This window comes from Paenibacillus contaminans, assembly GCF_003285015.1.
Taxonomy (GTDB): Bacteria; Bacillota; Bacilli; order Paenibacillales; family NBRC-103111; genus Paenibacillus_V; species Paenibacillus_V contaminans.
In genome coordinates this window covers 144,547-164,722 of the sequence record NZ_QMFB01000011.1, presented here as the reverse complement: position 1 = coordinate 164,722, position 20,176 = coordinate 144,547, and the positions used below count along the sequence as shown (strand labels likewise).

Here is a 20,176-nt window from a genome sequence, read left to right as displayed (position 1 = left end):
GCGTATGCAATCGAATCAAGGCGCTTGGCGGCACCGGACGAAAGCCGCCTTCTTTTCCGCAATATTCATCGGGCTCGGCCAGCTTTACAACAAGCAGTACGTCAAAGGCTTGCTGTTCATGATTATGGCTCAGATATTCTTCTGGAACTATTACCCGATCGCCTATAAAGGGATTTCCGGTCTTATTACACTGGGGTCGGTTCCTACAAGGGTGGTCGGCGGCAAAATCGTTCAGGGCGACCATTCCATCTTTATGCTGATCAACGGACTCATTACGCTCGTTATTGTCCTGTTGTTTGCGGGCTTCTACGCGATGAACATTTACGACGCCCGCAAGAACGGAGGCATTCGCGATGAAGGAAAGCGTGTCCCTGGGTTCGGCGACTCTCTCCGAACGGCGAAGTTTCGGCATCTGCCTTATTTGCTGCTTTTGCCGGCTGTAGGCTTCGCGCTTTTCGTAACCGTGATTCCGCTTGTGTTCAATGTGCTGATCGCCTTTACGAATTATTCCGCGCCGGCCCATATTCCCGACCGCTCGCTGGTCGATTGGGTAGGGCTTCGAACGTTTACCGATCTGTTTGTTCAAGAAGCGTGGAGGTCGACGTTTCTCGGCATATCGGCTTGGAACGTCGCCTGGGCGTGCGCTTCGACCGCTACGGTTTTTTTCGGCGGCCTGCTGCTGGCGATGATGGTGAACCACCCGGGCATCCGGTTCAAGCGGTTTTGGAGAACGGCTTTCATCTTGCCGTGGGCGGTGCCGCAGTTTATTTCGATTCTCGTGTTTCGGGTACTGCTCAACGGGTCGTTCGGTCCGGTTAACGATATGCTGGTGAAGCTCGGCTTCGCGCCGGTGCCCTGGCTGTCCGATCCGACAATGGCGAAGGTAACGGTCGTGCTCGTTAATATGTGGTTCTCTACCCCGTTTCTGATGGCGCTCATGTCGGGCGTATTAACGACGCTGCCTCGCGATTTGTACGAAGCGGCCGAAGTGGACGGAGCCTCCGGACGGCAAAAGTTTGTCGGCATAACGCTGCCTCTCGTGCTGACGGCTACCGCGCCGATTCTCATCATGCAGTTTGCATTTAACTTCAACAATTTCAATCTGATTTATTTGCTGACGGACGGGGGGCCGGACAACACCGGCTATTATTACGCGGGTAGCACCGATCTGCTGATCTCGTGGATTTTCAAGATGACGCTGAACCAGAGCCAATTCAACATGGCTTCGGCCGTGTCCATCCTGATGTTTCTGTTCATCGCGGCGTTTTCCTTATGGAATTACAGGCGAATGAAGTCTACCCAAGAAGAGGATATGGTCTGAATGTCGAAGCTGAAAAATAAGTTGGTCGTAGCCGGCATTTACGTGATTTTCGTGCTGCTGCTTATAGCGATTTTCTACCCGATCGTGTGGGTCTTCGGAACGTCGCTCAATCCGGGCACGGCGCTGCTGGTCAGCAGCATGTTTCCGGCCAATCCGACGATCGGTCATTACGTCGAGCTGATCCGTCAAACCGATTTCGTGCTGTGGTACGGCAACACGATCAAGATCGCCGTTTCGAACGCGGTATTGTCGACGGCATTGGTTGCGGTGACGGCATACGCCTTCTCCCGGTTCCGGTTTGCGGGCAGAAAGCAAGGCTTGATGGTGCTGCTGATTTTGCAAATGTTTCCCGGCTTCTTGTCCATCATGGCGATTTTTGTGCTGCTGCTGCAAACGAAGATGCTCGATACCCATCTCGGCATCGTGCTCATTTACGCCGGGGGAGCCGTATCGATGGGAACGTGGGTGATGAAAGGCCATTTCGATACGATTCCGCGAAGCCTGGAGGAAGCGGCCTTTTTGGACGGGGCGACGCATATGGACATCTTTTTCAAAATTATTTTCCCGCTGTCGCTGCCGGCCATTACATTTGTTGCGCTGAACAGCTTTATTACGCCGTTTATGGATTTCATTTTGCCGCAAATCATCTTGCGGTCGTCCGACAAAATGACGCTGGCCCAGGGCTTGTACAATATGGTCGCCAACGAGACGAACTCCAGCTTCCCGTTATTCGCCGCCGGCGCGGTACTCGTAGCGCTGCCGATTACATTCCTGTACATGTATTTCCAAAAGTATTTGATCGGCGGACTTGCGTCTGGTGCCGATAAAGGCTGACGGGAAGCAAGGGGGAGAAGGAAAGAAGCGAACCGTCGTATGGAGGAATGAGGAACAACGCGAGCTTCAGTACGTGCCAGCGCGCTTCGTGACGAGGTTTCAGTAAAGATGGAGGGAGGAGCAGCCATGCTCGTTGAAGCGATTTATCATCGGTCTGCGGACAGCTATTGTTATGCCTACGACGAAAATACCGTCCATATACGGCTGCGCGCCAAAAAGGACGATCTGCACGCCGTCAGAGCTTTACACGGGGATAAGTACGATTGGGCGAACACCGTGCGCGAAACGCATATGCACAAGATTGCGACCGACGAGCTGTTCGATTACTGGCAGGCGGAGCTGACGCCTCCGCATTTCAGGCTCCGGTATGCGTTCGAGCTCGTTTCGGGCAAAGTGAAGCTGTGGTATACGGAGCAAGGCTTTTCGGAGCAAAAACCGCAGGATCCGCTCACCTTTTTCGATTATCCGTTTATTTGGCCGACCGAGGTGCTGCAGCCGCCGGATTGGGTTAAAAAGGCCGTCTTTTATCAAATTTTTCCCGAACGGTTCGCGAACGGCGATAAGACGAACGACCCTGCGCAGGTTCGCCCTTGGGAGCAGGACGATCCGGGCCCTTACGATTATTACGGCGGAGATCTGCAAGGCGTGCTGGACCGTATCGATTACCTGCATTCGCTCGGCGTAGGGGCCGTTTACTTTACGCCTCTATTCGAGGCAAACACTAACCATAAATATGATACCGCCGATTATTACAAGGTCGATCCGCATTTCGGCGACGCAGCGCTATTGAAGACGCTCGTTCAAGATTTTCACGCGCGGGGCATCCGCGTCATCTTGGATGCGGTATTTAATCATAGCGGCGGAGGGTTCGCTCCATTTCGGGATGTGCTGGAGAAGGGCCGGGAGTCGGTCTACTGGAACTGGTTCCATATGAAAGACAACCCGGCGGGCGATGGGGCGGCTCCGTCCTATCATTGCTTTGCGTTCGAGTCCCATATGCCGAAGCTGAATACGGCCAACCCGGAAGTGCGGGCCTACTTGCTCGACGTTGCGCGGTATTGGGTCAAAGAATGCGACATCGACGGCTGGAGACTGGATGTGGCGAACGAGGTCGACCACGAGTTTTGGCGGCATTTTCGCCGGGAGCTGAAGTCGCTCAAGCCCGACTTTTATATTTTGGGCGAAATATGGCATGACGCAATGCCCTGGCTGCGGGGAGATCAGTTCGATGCGGTGATGAACTATCCGGCGACGGAAGCGGTTCTTCAGTTTTTTGCCAAGGACGATATCGATGCGGAAACGTTCTCGTTCCGAATCAACCGGCTTCTGGCGGGCTACCCGCAGCAAGTGAACGAAGCGGCGTTTAATATCGTCGGCAGTCATGATACGCCTCGCCTGCTCACAACCGCGCATGACGAACGAAAGGTCAGGCAGGCCGTATTGTTTCAATTTATTTTGCCGGGCGCGCCGTGCATCTATTACGGAGACGAAGTAGGCATGACAGGCGGAGCCGACCCCGACTGCCGCAAACCGATGGTTTGGGATCCGCAGAAACAGAACGGCGAGCTTCTAGGCTTTTACCGTGAGCTGATAGCGCTGCGGAAGGCGCATCCCGCCCTGCAGGAAGGCTCGTTCGAAATCGTTTATGCCCGTAACCGCCAGCTTGCCGTGAGAAGAAAGCATGCAAACGAGCACGTTTACGTTTGTTTCAATCATAGCGACGCCGAGAAACGGCTGACGTTCGCCATCGAAACGCAAACGCCGCCTGTTCCGATCTGGGGCAAAGGCACGGCCCGGATGGACGATGCTGCGATGACCGTAAGCTTGCCGCCGTTCGGTTGGCTTGTGCTCGCTGCACCCGGAGCGATTGACAAAACGGATGTCGTGTGATTAAATCGACTGAAACGTTTAAGCAAGGGCGGATGAAGAAGATGAAAAAAGCGACAATCAAAGATATCGCAAAGGCGGCCGGCGTATCGATCGCGACGGTTTCCTATATATTAAACGACGTCAAGACGCAGTCCATTTCCGACGAGACGCGCGTCAAGGTGCTGAAAATCGCTCAGCAGCTGCACTATGTGACGAACCGGAGCGCACGCTCCTTGAAGCTGCAAAAAACCGGGCTGATCGGCATTTTATTGTTCAAGGATTTGGAGCCGAAGCCGTGGTCCGATCTGAATTACGTCAAAACGCTGTACCGGATCGAGCAGCTGTGCGGCGAACGGGGCTACCATGTCATTTTTATGCAGATCGACGGAGAAGCTCCGTCCTACGACATGATTCGGGAGAGGAATTTGGACGGCGTCTTCCTGATCAACGTGGATCAAGAGCGGTTCGCAACCATATCCCGTTATTTCGGGTTTGGGATTCCGGTGTTTGCCGTAGACAGCCATATCGAAGATACGCTGTTTCACAAAATCATCCCCGATTTCGAAAACGGCTTTCGGTCCGCGAACGCGCGGCTCGGCGAAACGCCGGAATTTCTTGTCATGGACGCCTATAACGACGCCGAGCTGGTCGGCATCGTCAAACGCAGGTCGGGCTTGGACGAAGCGAGGATTCACGTATACGAAAGCAAGGAGGGCTTAAATGCCTTTCTGTCCAAAATTCCGGCGGGCAGTCCCGGGATCGTCGTCAACGAATTTTTGGCGAACGAAGTGCTGCGGACGCACGAGCATATAGCCGTTTTATGCACAAGCCATTACCCGGACATCGTGCCGGCGAAGGTTGCGAAAATAACGTACGAATTGAACGAATATAAACAGGTTGTGGACATGATGGACCGCAACATTCACGATGCGGATTACAGCAATCCGGACAAATTCATCTATTTGTCCGTTTCATCGTGAGGATCGGATAGGAGGAAGCACCCGGTGAAGGCATCGCGGTTAATCGAAATCAAACATTTTCATTCGGCTATTTTGAATAACGATCGCGATATGTTCGTGTACTTGCCCCCGAGTTATGAAGGGCAGGCCGAGAAACGGTATCCGGTTCTGTATATGCATGACGGGCAGCATGTTTTCTTTCAAGATCGGAAGGGCGAGTCTTGGGACGTTCATCTAACCGTGGACCGGCTGGTTGCGGAAGGGAAGATGCGGGAAATTATCGTAGTCGCGGTTTCGCATGTAGAGGACGCAAGAATCGCCGAATACATGCATGCGAATCCCGGCGGGCATAACGTGTTCGATACGACGAACCAAGGCGAGCTGTACGAGCAATTTCTGCTTCAAGAAGTAAAGCCCTATATCGACAGGGAATATCGGACCTTGCCGGATAAAGCGAATACCGCTTTGATGGGATCGTCCGCCGGCGGACTGGTGTCGTACAATATCGGCTTCCGTCACCCGGATGTTTTCGGCAAAATCGGGGCGTTATGTCCGTTCTTCGTCAGCGTAGATTCGGCCACCATGGAGGAGCGTTGGTTAAGCGAGGTGTACACGGGGAAAGGGGCCCGGAAAATTTGGATGGACGTCGGGGATTCGGAAGGGTTTACCGTTATGGAAAAGCATGTGCGCCATGTCGCAGAGGTTCTCGTTCAGTCGGGCTACAAGCCGGGAGACGACTTCATGTACTTCCTTGCGGTCGGATCCGGACATTCCCAGACGGATTGGGCTGCCAGGGTCCATGCGCCGCTTCTTTACTTTTTCGGTGATATCGGCACTCCGGTGCGCATCGAGCTGCACGGTCCGGATGCCATTGGCCTCGAAGGACCGAGAGGCACGCTGAATCCGGTCGTCCACTATGACAGCGGCTTTATGATGACGGATTTGGACGCCCGCTATGAAGTGTCCGATCCGGATATCGTCGCGGTAAGCGGGGACGGAAGCTTGCTGCCTAAGAAGAAGGGCAGTGCGACGGTCACGTATATCGGGCATCAATTGACGGCGAGTCTCGATATCGCTGTCGTTCCGCACATTTCCGATACGGTTACGGTTCAGATGTACGTGAAGGTACCGGAAAATACGCCGCCGACTGAACAATTGTATGCCGGCATCGAGCTGCCTCCGATTCGCGAAGGGCTGTTCGGCGGCACGTTCGAGGTGCCGAGAAACGTTTCTTTCGTATTTCGTATTTCGCGGGGGCTCGGCAAACACGAGACCGATCGGCAGGGCAGGGAAATCCCGTATCGGACGTTTACGGCGGACGACGGATTGCTGCTGCATTACGAGGTGGAAAACTGGGTTGATACGGAAGCCGAGCGCTTATTGGGGTGAAAACGATGACTAATGAATCGACGATTTTGCGAATCGAAAGCTTTTATTCGGCCGCCTTGGACAACCGAAGGGATTTGTTCGTCTACTTGCCACCAAGCTACAGGCATGACACGGTCAAGCGGTATCCGGTGCTGTATATGCACGACGGACAAAATATTTTTCATCCGGCATTCAATGGTTATTCCTGGAACGTTCATATGGCGGTCGACCGGTTGACAGCCGAAGGCCTGATGGAGGAAATTATCGTAGTCGGCATCTCGAATATGGGTATGGAGCGGGCCGACGAGTTTACCCATGACCTGGAAGGGGTGCTTTATCCATCCGATAAAGTGCCGATCCGGCCCAAAGGCCTTTTGTACGAAAGCTTCGTAATCGGCGAGGTAAAGCCTTATATCGATTCGGTTTTTCGGACGAAGGCGGGTCCTGCGCATACGGCTTTGATGGGGTCGTCGCGAGGCGGACAGGTGACTTACCATATCGGGTTTCGCCGTCCGGATGTTTTCGGAAAGCTGGCTATCGTGTCCCCGTATTTCTATTGCGTAGACCCGGAGACATCGACGGAAGTTCCGCTGCTGCATATTTTCCGGCAAAAGCAGCCGATTTCCCGCATCTGGATCGATCTCGGCGGCCGCGAAGGGACGCTGGTGATGGAAAAGCATGTCCGAGCAGTTGCGGAGCAGCTGCTGGAGTTGGGGTACGCGGAGCACGATGAGCTTGCGTATTACTGCGATCCCGATGCCGAGCATGTGGAGAAGGACTGGGCGGCAAGGCTGGCCTCTCCGCTCATGCATCTGTTCGGGACTGGAGTCAGGGCGGACCTTCGATCGTTGACCTTGTACGGCTGCGAGGAGGTAAGCCTCGACGGTCCGGCTTGCCGGTTAAATCCGGTTGCCGAGCATGCAGACGGATTTACGAGGTCGGTATTGCGGCCGGCCTATACGGTAGCGGATCATACCGTTCTTGATGTACGGGAGGACGGAACGATTTTGCCTAAGCTAAGAGGAGAAACGGCGGTCACGGTCGAGTACGGAGGTTTGTCGGCTTCTAAAATCGTCCGTGTTTCCGGGGAGTAGACTCACAAACAGAGCAGGCGCGCTGCATTTATTGCAGAGGAGCGGACTTAGAACCGGCTTATACCGCTCCGCCCAATGGAACAACCTCCGATCGCGCCTAAGCATACATTATTTATACAAAAAGCTTCCAATACCGTTTTCTAAAGCGGTAGCGGAAGCTTTTTGTTTGACCGAATTCGAGACCTGCTGTCATCGAGGCGAGGCAGCTATACGCGCTGTAATCCGAATCTGCCGACTTGGAGCAAGGAATCAAGCCTCCCTCTGCGCTCTAGTCCGAATTCGCCTGCTTGGAGCAAGGATTATCCGGTCTGCTGAGCCGAATAGCCGCAGCAAGCGGGCATTTTCGGACTGCATGCGAGGAAAGGGATTCGGACTCGATTCCAAGCGGGCAAAATCGGACTCCAGCATATTGACGACGGCGTACGATTAATTGCTGTTGAGGAAATCAAAATTGGCATAGGGATACCGGGAGCAGAACATATAATCAACCTTCAACGTGTCCTCATTGACGACGAACGATAGGATGATCGCATTATTTTTGTCGATTATTTCTTTTGCCGTGAATCGGGGCGTGGGCTGACCGTCTATGGTTTCATACATATAACTCAAGATATTATCGTTTTCCATTCCTGCCGTCCCATATTGGCGGAGAAGGTCGGACAATGAGCTCTCGCCTACGACAATCCCCTTATGCGTTCGGATCGGTTTGGGCTGATGGGTGAAATTATCCACATTCCAAGCTTCCATTTTCCCGTTTGCGTCATAGTGAACGGAAAGAGAACCGTAAACGTCCAATTGAAGGAAGTCCAAATGTTCATCCGGATCGCCGTATCGGTTGTCGATGGATTCTTTAGTCGCGCCTAATTCGAAAGTAATGTTTCCATCCATGTCTGTAAAATGGAAGTCGTCGATCGTAACGGGTGCATAAACGAAATCGGGCAATTCCTCTTCCGCTTTCCCGAGAAGTGCAGGCAATCGTTCGGGATCGGATAGCTCCTCAGGGGCCTCTTTGATTTTAAACATGCCTCTAAGCTTCAGCGTTCGTATCCACTGGACGGCTTCCGCTCTCGTCAGGAAATCGTCGCCTGCAAAACCTTCTAATGTGGCGTCCGTTTTTCCGGCAGCGAGCCGATTTCCGAGCAGGTATACGATGGCGTCGTCGCCTGAATAGCGAACGCCTTGCGCAGCTGCTATAATTTCCGCAGCCTTTCGCCTCGATATCGGGGCATGACGCAGCTCCGTGTTATTGCCGCCTGAAACGGGATGTTTCCACGAGGAAGCATGCCTGTACAGACTCTCCGTCCAGTCCTTCCCTACGGTCAAAGCCGCTAAGAACGGACGGTAAAATGTTTTTAGAAATTCCGCTTCGGTCATCGGCTGGTCGGGCCGGATCGTGCCGTCCGGATATCCTTCGATGATGTTATGGCGAGTAGCCCAATAGAAAAGACGTTCCGCCCAATGTCCTTTCATATCGGCAGAATCGATACCCATCAAGGCCCAGTGGAGTTCAAGAGGATCGGGGGGGTTGTTCAAATCGATTTTAACACCAGTTACGTTAACGGTTACTTCCCGGTTTTCGGTGAACGGGTCGGCATAAGTTACAGTGGTGCAAAGCAGGCACAGCGCACATCCGGCGGCAGCTATTTTCAAGAGGTTTTTCCGCATACGATTACGATATCCCCCAATGTAAATGTAGTTAAATGTTAATTCGATACATGGATGAATATCCCTTTTTTGTCGTAATGTTAGATGGGAAAACGAGTAGACGGAAAGTTTGGAAATTGGATTGGAAACTGGGGCTGTCCAAAAGTCAGCATTTCTTTTTTTACGCACCGCTTAAAGTGCTAAATTAGCAAAAAATAAGCTTCCGCTACCACTTTTGGAGTGGTTGGAGGCTTATTCGGTTACATATTGGCACTGCTTCATTCCGCTCCACCATTTGGGACAGCGGTAAACGCGCGCTTCTGAAAGACGGCGAAGACGTTGCTGACCTCATACGGATAAAGGGAGTGAGGAAAACCTCATTGTTTATGAGGCTAGCTGCACTAGGCTCACTGTTTTCGAGGCAACAGGCGGTTTTCGCAAACTAATAAGGAAAAACTCACTATTCGTTGCATTTTTCCTCACAAGTAGTGAGTTTTTCCTCACTGTCTAGCCGGAACACGAGAAAACGGCAAGAAAGAGTGAGGCCAGGCTCATTAGTAGTGAGTTTTTCCTCACTGGCCTGCCTGAACACGAGAAATCAGCAAGAAAGAGGACGGAGAGGGATTGCAACCGCCGTTTGAAATCGAGTCGGAATTTCATACACATTTGGGAACATAATGATCATCTCGATGATTCTATTCGAAATTTCGTATAGAATACCGTACATTACGTTCCTCTTGATGAATTCTACTCGAAATTTCGTATAGAATTCCGTACATTATTCCTCTTAATGAATTCGACTCGAAATTTTGTATCGAATAGTACTGGACCGTCCATAGCGAAACGTGCTTTTCTGAACTTTACAACAGCAGCATGTCCAATCGATTCGGTAGCGCTTGCGCTTGCTCCGTTCCGCGCAGCCGGTCTGCTGATCTCGTGTTCTGGCCTGCACCCAAGCGCAGAATCATAACTCCCAGGACACGTTCACGCTAACGTTTTTCTTGTGACAATGCTTTACAGCGAACCGGACACGATGTTCCCGCGGAACAGCACGGCTTGGCGCTTCGCCCGGCGGGCCACCGTTTCGGCCGAGCAGGTGGCGTGAACAAGCACCGCGTCCGCCTTGTCGCCGACAAGCGGCCAAAGCCGCTCGCCTTCCTTGCTGAGCGGCAGCTTGCCGCCGGTAATGAAGCCGAGCGTCTCGGCGAGCGCGCGCTCCGTGCTCCAGCGGAACCGCTCGGCGAGCCGGCCCGCGCGTTCCAGGCTGTCACCCTGGCCGAACGGCGACCAGTGGTCGGTGATGCTGTCGTCGCCGAGCGAGACGTCCACGCCATGCTCCCGCAGCAGAGGGAACGGAATGGTCGCCCGGTTGATCGGCACGGTGGACGTAACCGCGATGCCGAGGCGCGCGAACAGGGCGGCGATCTCATGCTGCTCCTCCGGAGGCACGTCGGCGAGTCCGAGTCCGTGGCTGACCGTCACGCGGCCTTGCCAGCCGGCTTCTTCGGTAAGAGCGGCAAGCCTTTTGAACGTAAACGTGCCGAGATGGCCCGGATCGTGAAGGTGAACGTCGATGTCCGCATTCGCTTCCACCGCGAGCTCCATGATCGTGTTCAGCGACTTCTCGATGTTCAGGTCTACCGTCGCCGGGTCGACGCCGCCGACCATATTCGCGCCCATCAGCAGCGCTTCGCGGACGAGCCTGACGGAGTTGCTGCGAAGCAGGCCGTGCTGCGGGAAGGCGACGATTTCATGCGTCAGCTTGCCGGAGAACGATTCGAGCGCCAGCAGCGTCGCTTCCAGGTTTTTGAGCCCGATAATCGGATCGACGTTGCAGTGGGTGCGGATGTGAGTCGTACCGTTCCGTCTAAGCAGCTCGACCATTTGGGCGGCCCGCTCCTGAGCCGTCGGCAGCAGACGAGGAAGCAGCTCGACCTCTTCGTTCAGCCTCGTAAAAATATTGACCGGCGGCGTACAGGCCTTCCATGGCCCGCCGTAATACGTTTTATCGATGTGGATATGCATGTCCCGGAAAGAAGGCAGCAGGAGCAAGCCCTTGGCGTCCTGCGTAGGCAAGCCGTCCTCGAGCGTTTCGCCGGCCGATGTGATGCGGGCGATTTTTCCGTCCTCGATAAGGAGATGGCAATGCTCGGTTTCCGTACCCGCGATCGCCCCGTTTTCGTACCGGTATCCGCTCTCCAGCGTTACATTCGTCAACCAATAAGCCGTAGTCATGAACGTCATCCTCTCGTAGTTCGATTCTGTTAGACAAGATCGCCCGGATCGAATCGTTTCTCATCCAGGTAAGCCCTCGCGTGTCCCCAAAAATATTTCGTCGGCTGCATATATTTCTGCAAGCCCGCACGTTCGACCGTGCGCTGCGCCTCGGCGTTCGCTTCGTCGATGGCCAGACCTTCGTCCACCGTCAAAACGTTCCGGTTTTCCATCACAATTTTGCCGTCGACGATCACGTTGTCGACATCGCTTGCGACCGCTTGATGCACAAGCCTGTGCACGTACATAAAAGCCGGAGTCAAATGCGGCTGCCGCATGTCGACCGTGATGACGTCGGCTTTTTTGCCGGCTTCGAGCGAGCCCAGCTCGTCATCCCAGCCTACGCAGCGCGCCGCGTCGATCGTCACCATTTCCAGCAGCTTGCCGGCCGGCAAATAATAGTAGTCCTTGAGCGCGGCCTGGTGGATCAGCTGCGTCTTGCGCATCGCCTGGAACATGTCGAAGCTTGCAGCAGGCGCCGTGCCGTCCGTCGTAATCGCGACGGTTGCGCCGAGCTCGATCAGCTCGGTGATCGGCGTCCGCGCGTTTACTTGCCCGAAGCCGGGCGCCGAGCTGACGTTGGTGCCGGTTTCGGCGAGGATGCGCGCCTCGTCGAACGATAGGCCGCGGCAGTGCTGAAGATGCACGTCCGGCCCGAGCAGGGCGTTTTCCTTGTCCTGAATGGCCAGATGCACCATGCCGCCGAACGCGTCCGAATGGATCCGCGTGTCGTACTTGCGGGCGATTTCCCGGATCCGTTTGGCCTGGTAGCGGTCGTGATCCGTTAGTCCGTACAACTGATCCGCCGGCGTCGGCGCCGACGGATTGACGGAGGTAACGATGACGAACGGCGTAATGAACGCGCGGATTCGATCGTCATGCGCATGATTGAGCGCCTCGATCACCGCTTCGGCTCCTTGCAGCACTTCTTCGTAGGTGACATCCCGCGTGATGCGTTTGCCGTCTACCCAGCGGCTGAACGAATGCGGCCACGGCGGATTGCAGGGGCCGGTGCAGACGATTTCGCGCACGCCGACTTCGGCATATGCCTTGGCATGGTTAAGCGCGAAGACCGGGTCGTCCGAGCGCGGCATCGAGCCGAGCACGCAGGCGCCTGTCGTAATGCCGGCCTTCAGCCGCTCCAGTGCGTTGATTTTGCCTTCGTAGTACCAGAACTCGTCGGTCACGAAATGTTTGTACGTATGCGTCATAACGGGCATCCAGAAGCTCGGGCTGTCCATCGCGATCGTTTTGAACATCGAATGGCCGCCGTGGCCGTGAGCGTCGATCAAGCCGGGCAGCACGCAATGATGCTTGCAGTCGATCGTCCGCTCCGCCTCGTATTTCCCGCGCAGCAGCTCCGTTTCGCCGACTTCGACGATCCTTCCGTTATGAATCGCCACGGCGCCGTCTTCGAGAATGCGCCTTTCCGAATCCATCGTAATAACGACGCCGTTCACCAGCAAAAGATCGATCATGCGTCCAGTCCTCCCGCCACTAAAGTTCCCCTGAAAAAGACGGCCTTGCGCTCCGCGCGCCTTGCGACGGCTTCCGCCGAGCAGCTTGCTTCAACGAGCAGCATGCTTGCCTCGTCGCCGACGTTCGGCCAAACGCGTCTGCCTTCCGCGTCGAGAGGCGTCCGGCCGCCCGTGATGAATCCGAGCGACTGCCCGAGCGAACGCTCGTCGATCCAGCGGAATCTCTCCGCCAGACGCCCGGCACGCTCAAGCAGGTCGCCATTGCCGTAAGGCTGCCAGGTGTCGAAAATATTATCGCAGCCTACGGCTACGTTGACGCCGTGATCGCGCAGCAGAGGCACGGGCGGAATGACGCGGCTATGCGGCACGCTCGTGATGACGGTAATGCCCGCCTCGGCCAGGACGGCCGCAAGATCCGCCGCCTCGCCTACAGGCACGTCGCCGATGCCGAAAGCGTGGCTGACCGCGACTCTTCCTTGTAAGCCGGCCTCCATCGTTAATGCCGCTAATCTTCTCATCGTATAGGTACCCAAATAATCCGGATCGTGCAAATGCAGATCCACGCCCGCATTCGCCTCGACGGCCAGCTCCATCATCCGCTGCAGCGAAGCTTCGATATCGCCGTCGACCGTGGCGGGATCGACGCCTCCGACCAGCGTAGCGCCTTGGCGAAGCGCTTCGCGGACGAGCTGCGTCGCATGGCTGCGGAGAAGGCCGTGCTGCGGAAAGGCGACGATTTCGGACGAGAGTTTGCCCCCGAACGTTTCCAGCGCCTGTTGAACCGCTTCCAAATAACGCAAGCCGGCGTCCGGGTATAGATCGACGTGCGTGCGCACCTCGGTCGAGCCGTTCTTGAGCAGCGTGTCCAGCAGCAGCTCGGCGCGCGCTTTGCTTGAGGTCGGCAGGGACGGAAGAATGCGTTTTTCCACCTCGCAGCGCCCCGTCACGCCCGGAGCTGGAATGACCGCGCGCCACGCGTCGCCCATCAGCGTTTTATCCAAATGAACGTGTTTCTCGATAAAGGACGGCAGAAGCAGCAGCTCCTTGGCGTCCAGCCGGGGTAGCCCGGTAAGGAGCGGAGCTTCGGCAGACGCGATTTCGCGAATCATGCCGCCTTCCATGCGTAAATGACAAATTTCGGTTTCGGTCCCGGCGATTGTTCCGTTTTCCATCCGGTAGCCGCTTTCCAAACGAATATTGGTCAGCCAATATGCGGAGCTCACGAATCGTTCACCCTTTCTCTTCCAATCGAGTACAAGCTCAAGCTCCATTATAGACATTTTTCCGCCAATTTTTTTAATAATCTTTACCTGTATTTGCAGGATCTTTACGCATTGGCCGAACCGTATTTACTTGGGCCCGATTTCTGATAACTTTAAGGACACGAAGGGGGAAATCGATCATGAATGGACAGCTTGCCGAACAAAAGCAATCGTTTTCAAAGCAGCCGGCGTCATCGCAGCCGGGCAAATGGAAAGCGTTTTATTACAAATTCCGCAAAAATAAACTCGCCATGGCAGGCGGGGTCGTCATCGTTTTTTATTTGCTGGTGGCCTTGCTCGCGCCGCTCATTGCGCCGCACGATCCGTACTTGGTCGATCTGGTGAACAAGCTGAAGCCGCCGTCCGCCGAGCACCTGCTAGGAACGGACGATAAGGGACGGGATGTGCTGAGCCGGCTCATATACGGCACCCGCCTTTCGCTTGCGGTAGGATTCGTAGCCGTGCTGATCGGCGCGTTTTTCGGCATCATTCTCGGATTGCTTGCCGGTTACTACGGGAAATGGGTCGATACGGTCATCATGCGGGTGGTGGATGTTCTGCTGGCCTTCCCGGGCATCTTGCTTGCGTTAGCCATTGTAAGCGCTCTTGGGCCAAGCCTGGTCAATGTCATGATCGCGGTCGGGGTGTTTTCGATTCCGATGTTCGCCCGTATCGTGCGTGGCTCCACCTTAACGGTCAAAAAGCTGGAATATATCGATGCCATCCGCTCGCTTGGCGCGGGGGATGCGCGTATCATTTTCGTTCATATATTGCCGAACATCATGTCTCCGATCATCGTGCAGGCGACACTGCGGATCGCGACTGCGATTCTTTCCGCCGCCGGTCTGTCGTTCCTCGGGCTTGGCGCACAGCCGCCGATGGCCGAATGGGGGGCCATGCTCAGCAACGGCCGCGACTTTATGTTCACCGTGCCGACGCTGGCACTGTTTCCGGGTATCGCCATTTCGACGCTCGTCATCGGCTTCAACGTTTTCGGCGACGGGCTGCGCGACGCGCTTGATCCGCGGATGAAACAGTAGGATGTTCGTGCACCCCGTAAGGTCGTTATCCGTGACCGGAGTCCGTTCCGTTCATACGTTTTTCGTCGCGAAGCTGACCCCCGTCTTGATCGTTCGAGAGGAACTTAGAGGAGGAACAACATGTTCATTTATATCATTCGGCGATTGCTCCAAATGATTCCGGTTATGCTCGGCGTCATTCTGGTCGTCTTCCTGATCATGCAGCTCGTGCCCGGCGACCCGGCGGTTATGCTTGCCGGCGAAGGGGCCTCAACGGAAACGGTGGAGCGTATCCGCCATCAAATGGGATTGGACCAGCCGCTGGCCTTGCAGTATGTGCAGTATGTCGCCGACGTGTTCCGGGGCGATCTCGGCACTTCCGTGCGCTCGAGCCTGCCGGTATCCAAAGAGATTATGATCCGGCTGCCGATTACGATCGAGCTTGCGCTCGCCAGTATTTTCATCACGGTTGTGCTCGGGATGCTGGCCGGCATCATTTCCGCCACAAAGCCGTACACGAAATCCGATATCGCAATCATGATCATCGCGCTGATCGGCGTTTCGATGCCGAGCTTCTGGCTCGGGCTGACGCTTATCTATTTTTTCTCAGTCAAGCTTCACTTGCTGCCCGTTGCGGGCTGGGGGACGTGGAAACACATGCTGCTTCCGGCTATCACGCTGGGCACGTCGGGCGCGGCGATCGTCGCCCGGATGACGCGGTCGAGCATGCTCGACGTCATTCGCCAGGACTACATCCGAACGGCCAAAGCCAAAGGGCTCAAGGACCGCATCATCGTCTACAAGCACGCGCTCAAAAACGCGCTTATTCCCGTCATCACGGTAGTCGGCCTGCAGTTCGGCGTCCTGCTTGGCGGTACGGTGCTGGTGGAATCGGTATTCGCGATAAACGGCCTCGGCCGGCTGATCGTCGACGCCATCCGGATGCGGGATTTGCCTATGGTGCAGGGGGGCGTTCTTGTAGCCTCGCTCATTTTCGTTCTTGTCAATCTGGTCGTCGACGTGCTGTACCGGTACTTTAATAAACGGATTAAGCTGGACTAGCGGCAAGCGCATAGGCAGCAAAATGTAAAGCTGAAAGATTTGTAAGGAAGATTACTGTAGGGGTGGCGGGTGTCTCCTGAAGGAGCGTGAGCGTTCGCCTTTGTGTTCAGGAAATCGCATTAACCAAGCTTCCAACCAAATTTCCTGAACACAAGAGCGACCGTAAGGAGATACCTGACAAACCGGATAGCTTATCTTCTTTCGCTTTCACACTGGTCACTTACGAAGCAGCTTTCCTGACGGAAAGTTTAAGGAGGAATTCGCATGACGAAACCGATAACGAACGAAAAAGTGCTGGAGGTCCGCGGGCTGCAGACGCACTTTTTTACCGGCGAAGGGGTCAGCAAAGCGGTCGACGGCATCGATTTCACCTTGCATAAAGGGGAAACGCTCGGCCTGGTCGGCGAGTCCGGCTGCGGCAAAAGCATCACCTCGCTTTCCATTTTGCGGCTGATCGCAAGTCCCCCCGGCAGAATTGTCGGCGGCGAAGTGCTTTTTAAAGGGCAGGATCTGCTGAAAAAGTCGGACGAGGAAATGCGGGCCATCCGCGGAAACGACATTTCGATGATTTTTCAGGAGCCGATGACGTCGCTGAACCCGGTGTACTCGGTCGGGGAGCAGATCGCGGAGGTTTTTCGCGTGCACAAGAAGCTCGGGCGCAAAGCAGCTTGGGAGCAGGCCGTCGATATGCTGCGGCTGGTCGGCATCCCGTCGCCGGAAAAGCGGGCGAAGCAGGAGCCGTTCGAGTTGAGCGGCGGGATGCGGCAGCGGGTCATGATCGCTATGGCGATGGCGTGCAGCCCGGAAATTCTCATTGCTGACGAGCCGACTACGGCGCTCGACGTGACGATTCAAGCGCAAATATTGGAACTGATGAAGCAGCTGCAGCGGCAGCTCGGCATGAGCATGATTATGATTACGCATGACCTCGGTGTCGTCTCGGAAACATGCGACCGGGTGGCCGTCATGTATGCCGGCAAAGTGGTGGAATATACGACGGCCGACGAGCTGTTTGCAAGTCCGAAGCATCCATATACGATCGGCTTGCTTAACTCGCTGCCCCGTCTCGATCAGGATATGGAGGAGCTGCCGGCGATTCCCGGGAGCGTGCCGAGTCCATATGACATGCCGCAGGGCTGCCGGTTCGCGCCGCGCTGCGAGCATGCGAAAGCGATATGCGCCGACAGGATGCCGGAGCTTGTCGATGCCGGCGGCGGCAATCAGGTGCGCTGCTGGATGGCGACGCCGGAATGGGATACGGGTGCGGAAACTATAAACCAAACGAAAGTCGGTGGCATGCGATGACGGCAACCGTAAAGCAGGGCCAAAGCAAACGCGTTCTCGCGGATATTAAAGGACTGAAGCAATATTTCCCGATCAAGGGCGGTTTTTTCGGACGGACGGTTAACCACGTTAAGGCCGTAGACGATATCAGCTTTACGATTTACGAAGGCGAAACGCTCAGCATCGTAGGCGAATCCGGCTGCGGCAAATCGACGACAGGGCGGGCGATTTTGCGGCTCGACGAGCCGACGGCCGGCGAAATCACCTTCCAGGGGCAAGATGTGCTGCGTTTGTCCAAAAGCGGCTTGCGGGCGATGCGCAAAGACATGCAAGTCATTTTCCAGGACCCGTTCGCTTCGCTTAACCCCCGGCAAACCGTACGGCAAATTCTCGGAGAAGCGCTGACGATTCAGCAGGTCGTTCCCAAAGAGCGTCAAGCGGACAGGATCATGGAGCTTCTTTCCTATGTAGGATTGCGCGCCGACCATATCGACCGGTACCCGCACGAGTTCAGCGGCGGCCAGCGCCAGCGGATCGGCATTGCGCGTGCGCTTGCGGTGCAGCCGAAGCTGATGATCTGCGACGAGGCGGTCTCGGCGCTCGACGTATCCATTCAAGCGCAGGTGCTTAACCTGCTTAAGAAGCTGCAGGAGGAGCATAAGCTCACCTACTTGTTCATTTCCCACGATCTTGGGGTTGTGCGGCATATTTCCGATCGCGTCATGGTTATGTATCTCGGCAAAATCGTCGAAATCGCCGACAAGAAGTCACTGTTCGAAAATCCGCAGCATCCTTACACGAAGGCGCTGCTGTCGGCCATTCCGACACCGGACCGGAAGGAAAAGCGGGAACGCATTCTGCTCAAAGGCGATATTCCTTCGCCGATCGATCCGCCGCAAGGCTGCCGCTTCCATACGCGCTGCCCGCTGGCCGTAGACGCTTGCCGGTCGCAGACGCCGGAGCTGCGCCAGGTCGGGGACGAGCACCGGGTCGCGTGCCATCTGGCGTAACCTGCCGTCGCGCGTTGGGCTGCGCTGGCTGTGGACGGCATGCGGCGCGGCATAAACGGCTCCGCAAGCTCGGTTCGTTGCGCTATCCGCTGCGAGCTTTGAACCGGCGGACGCTCCTTTACGGGAGGAACGGAATGAACGGACGCGCCCGAACGCAGCGTATAGTTCAAGGCTTGCTGGAAAATAGTAACGGTAGCGGTTAATCGCACGGTAGAAGGGGTTCCATGTGTTAAGTTTCGAAGGATTTACGCTGCTTATTTTATTGTTCATTCTGGCGCCGATTCTGGGGGCGATCACGCTTCTGTTTCTGTTCGTCTTCGAGAAGCGGATCGACCTGCTGGAGAACAAAGCGAAGAAGATCGAGCTGGAGAAGGAACTGCAGCAATCGCTTTATCATCAGCTGAACAGCCAGATTCAGCCGCATTTTCTGTTCAACACGCTGAACGTCATTTTGACGCTTGCCCGGCTTGAGCGTACCGAGCAGCTTGTGCGGGCGCTTGAGGTGTTTTCGCAATTTCTCAAATTCAAATACCATACGAGCGAGCCGCTCATCCCGCTGCGCGAAGAGATCCGCTACACCGGCCATTATCTCGAAATCCAAAAGCTGCGCTTCGGCGACCGCCTGAAGGCGACGATGGTCTGCGACGAGGAGAGCAAGGGGGCTCTGATCCCGCCGTTCGTCCTCCAGACGATCGTCGAAAATTCGTTCAAGCACGGACTGGAGCGGAAGGTGGGCGAAGCTGTTCTGCATGTGCGCATATGGCGCGAGGGCGACGACGTCAACCTGTACGTGCTTGACAATGGCACGCTTGAACCGCAGCAGAGCGCGATGGACGCCGGGGAGAAAAGCGGTCACGGACTCGACAACATCCGCCGCAGGCTGAAGCTGTATTTTGCCGAGCGGGCGGGCGTCGATATGCGTATGGTCGAGGGGAGCGGCACCGAAGTGCAGGTCGTATGGCCATATGTCCCCGAATCCGATGCAAACGAGGTGCCGACATGAACGTTCTGCTCGTAGACGACGAACCGCTGGAGCTGGAGCAGCTGGAATATTTGATTCGTCCGATTTTTCCCCTTTGGAAGCTGTACAAGGCTTCCGACGGCAGCCAAGCGCTGGCCGTCAGCCAGAAGGACAAAATCCATCTCGCCTTTCTCGACATCAACCTGCCGGGCAAGTCGGGACTTGAGCTGGGCGAGGAGCTGCGCAAGCATCATCCGTCCATGGATATCATCATTGTAACCGCGCACCAGAACTTTCATTACGCCAAGCAGTCGATCCGCCTCGGCGTGGTCGATTATATGACGAAGCCGCTCATCCGCAGCGAGCTGGAGGAGCTGTTGGCCAAATACCGCGCCAGCGGTCCGCAATCGGATTACTCCCCGATTATCCGCGATGCGATTTCGATCATACACGAGCGTTTCGCGGAAAGACTGACGCTGGCCGATTTGGCCGCAGGGGTTCATATCAACCCGACGTATTTGAGCAGGCGTTTTCACGACGAGGTCGGCGTTTCGTTCTCCGAATATTTGATGCAATACCGGATCAAGCTGTCCAAGACGTATCTGATCAGCCATCCCGGCTGGAGCATTTCGACCGTAGCGGAGAAGACGGGGTTCAACAGCCAGCATTATTTCAGCACGATCTTTCGCAAAAGCGCCGGGATGACGCCGAAAGAATACCGCGAGAGGGAGAAGTGA

16 protein-coding genes are annotated in these 20,176 nt (G+C 55.5%); 12 read left to right on the top strand and 4 right to left on the bottom strand.

All coding sequences use genetic code 11. The features are described 5' to 3' along the window. The first annotated feature begins 4 nt into the window (after positions 1-4). From DQG23_RS19565 to DQG23_RS19540, 6 genes are all read left to right on the top strand, one after another. Positions 5-1,321 (top strand): sugar ABC transporter permease, encoded by a 1,317-nt coding sequence (locus tag DQG23_RS19565; RefSeq protein WP_113032565.1) that lies wholly within the window; start codon positions 5-7, stop codon positions 1,319-1,321. Continuing rightward, positions 1,322-2,155, top strand: coding sequence for a sugar ABC transporter permease (locus DQG23_RS19560; protein ID WP_113032564.1), 834 nt, complete (start codon positions 1,322-1,324; stop codon positions 2,153-2,155). Positions 2,156-2,281: 126 nt separating this feature from the next. Next, positions 2,282-4,045, top strand: a complete 1,764-nt coding sequence (locus tag DQG23_RS19555; RefSeq protein ID WP_113032563.1) for a glycoside hydrolase family 13 protein — start codon at positions 2,282-2,284, stop codon at positions 4,043-4,045. 41 nt (positions 4,046-4,086) lie between these two features. Next, on the top strand, positions 4,087-5,004 hold the full coding sequence (locus DQG23_RS19550; protein WP_113032645.1) for a LacI family DNA-binding transcriptional regulator: 918 nt from the start codon (positions 4,087-4,089) through the stop codon (positions 5,002-5,004). A gap of 24 nt (positions 5,005-5,028) precedes the next feature. Then, positions 5,029-6,372: an alpha/beta hydrolase gene (locus DQG23_RS19545; protein ID WP_113032562.1), complete on the top strand. Its 1,344-nt coding sequence runs from the start codon at positions 5,029-5,031 to the stop codon at positions 6,370-6,372. 5 nt (positions 6,373-6,377) lie between these two features. Continuing rightward, positions 6,378-7,445, top strand: coding sequence for an alpha/beta hydrolase (locus DQG23_RS19540; protein ID WP_113032561.1), 1,068 nt, complete (start codon positions 6,378-6,380; stop codon positions 7,443-7,445). Between the two features lie 426 nt (positions 7,446-7,871). On the opposite strand, the gene DQG23_RS19535 is transcribed toward DQG23_RS19540, so the two are convergent. The 4 genes from DQG23_RS19535 to DQG23_RS19520 form a co-directional block, all read right to left on the bottom strand. Next, positions 7,872-9,110, bottom strand: coding sequence for an S-layer homology domain-containing protein (locus DQG23_RS19535; protein ID WP_113032560.1), 1,239 nt, complete (start codon positions 9,108-9,110; stop codon positions 7,872-7,874). A 993-nt stretch (positions 9,111-10,103) separates the two neighbouring features. Continuing rightward, a complete protein-coding gene (locus DQG23_RS19530) occupies positions 10,104-11,324 on the bottom strand; it encodes an amidohydrolase family protein (RefSeq protein WP_113032559.1) in 1,221 nt (406 codons plus the stop codon). 29 nt (positions 11,325-11,353) lie between these two features. Beyond that, on the bottom strand, positions 11,354-12,841 hold the full coding sequence (locus DQG23_RS19525) for an amidohydrolase family protein (RefSeq protein WP_113032558.1): 1,488 nt from the start codon (positions 12,839-12,841) through the stop codon (positions 11,354-11,356). Continuing rightward, complete coding sequence (locus tag DQG23_RS19520; RefSeq protein WP_113032644.1) at positions 12,838-14,064, bottom strand: amidohydrolase; 1,227 nt, start codon at positions 14,062-14,064, stop codon at positions 12,838-12,840. Before DQG23_RS19520 ends, DQG23_RS19525 begins: the two co-directional genes overlap by 4 nt. Positions 14,065-14,243: 179 nt before the next feature. On the opposite strand from DQG23_RS19520, the gene DQG23_RS19515 reads away from it, so the two are divergent. The 6 genes from DQG23_RS19515 to DQG23_RS19490 all read left to right on the top strand — a co-directional run bounded on the left by DQG23_RS19515 (position 14,244) and on the right by DQG23_RS19490 (position 20,176). Further along, positions 14,244-15,143 (top strand): ABC transporter permease, encoded by a 900-nt coding sequence (locus tag DQG23_RS19515; protein ID WP_113032557.1) that lies wholly within the window; start codon positions 14,244-14,246, stop codon positions 15,141-15,143. A 120-nt stretch (positions 15,144-15,263) separates the two neighbouring features. Next, a complete protein-coding gene (locus DQG23_RS19510) occupies positions 15,264-16,184 on the top strand; it encodes an ABC transporter permease (protein WP_113032556.1) in 921 nt (306 codons plus the stop codon). 264 nt (positions 16,185-16,448) lie between these two features. Beyond that, on the top strand, positions 16,449-17,489 hold the full coding sequence (locus DQG23_RS19505; RefSeq protein ID WP_113032555.1) for an ABC transporter ATP-binding protein: 1,041 nt from the start codon (positions 16,449-16,451) through the stop codon (positions 17,487-17,489). Next, positions 17,486-18,478 (top strand): ABC transporter ATP-binding protein, encoded by a 993-nt coding sequence (locus DQG23_RS19500; protein WP_113032554.1) that lies wholly within the window; start codon positions 17,486-17,488, stop codon positions 18,476-18,478. Before DQG23_RS19505 ends, DQG23_RS19500 begins: the two co-directional genes overlap by 4 nt. Before the next feature lie 226 nt (positions 18,479-18,704). Continuing rightward, a complete protein-coding gene (locus tag DQG23_RS19495) occupies positions 18,705-19,481 on the top strand; it encodes a sensor histidine kinase (RefSeq protein WP_113032553.1) in 777 nt (258 codons plus the stop codon). Further along, positions 19,478-20,176 carry a response regulator transcription factor gene (locus DQG23_RS19490; RefSeq protein WP_113032552.1) on the top strand — a complete coding sequence of 233 codons (699 nt, stop codon included), beginning with the start codon at positions 19,478-19,480 and terminating at the stop codon, positions 20,174-20,176. Before DQG23_RS19495 ends, DQG23_RS19490 begins: the two co-directional genes overlap by 4 nt.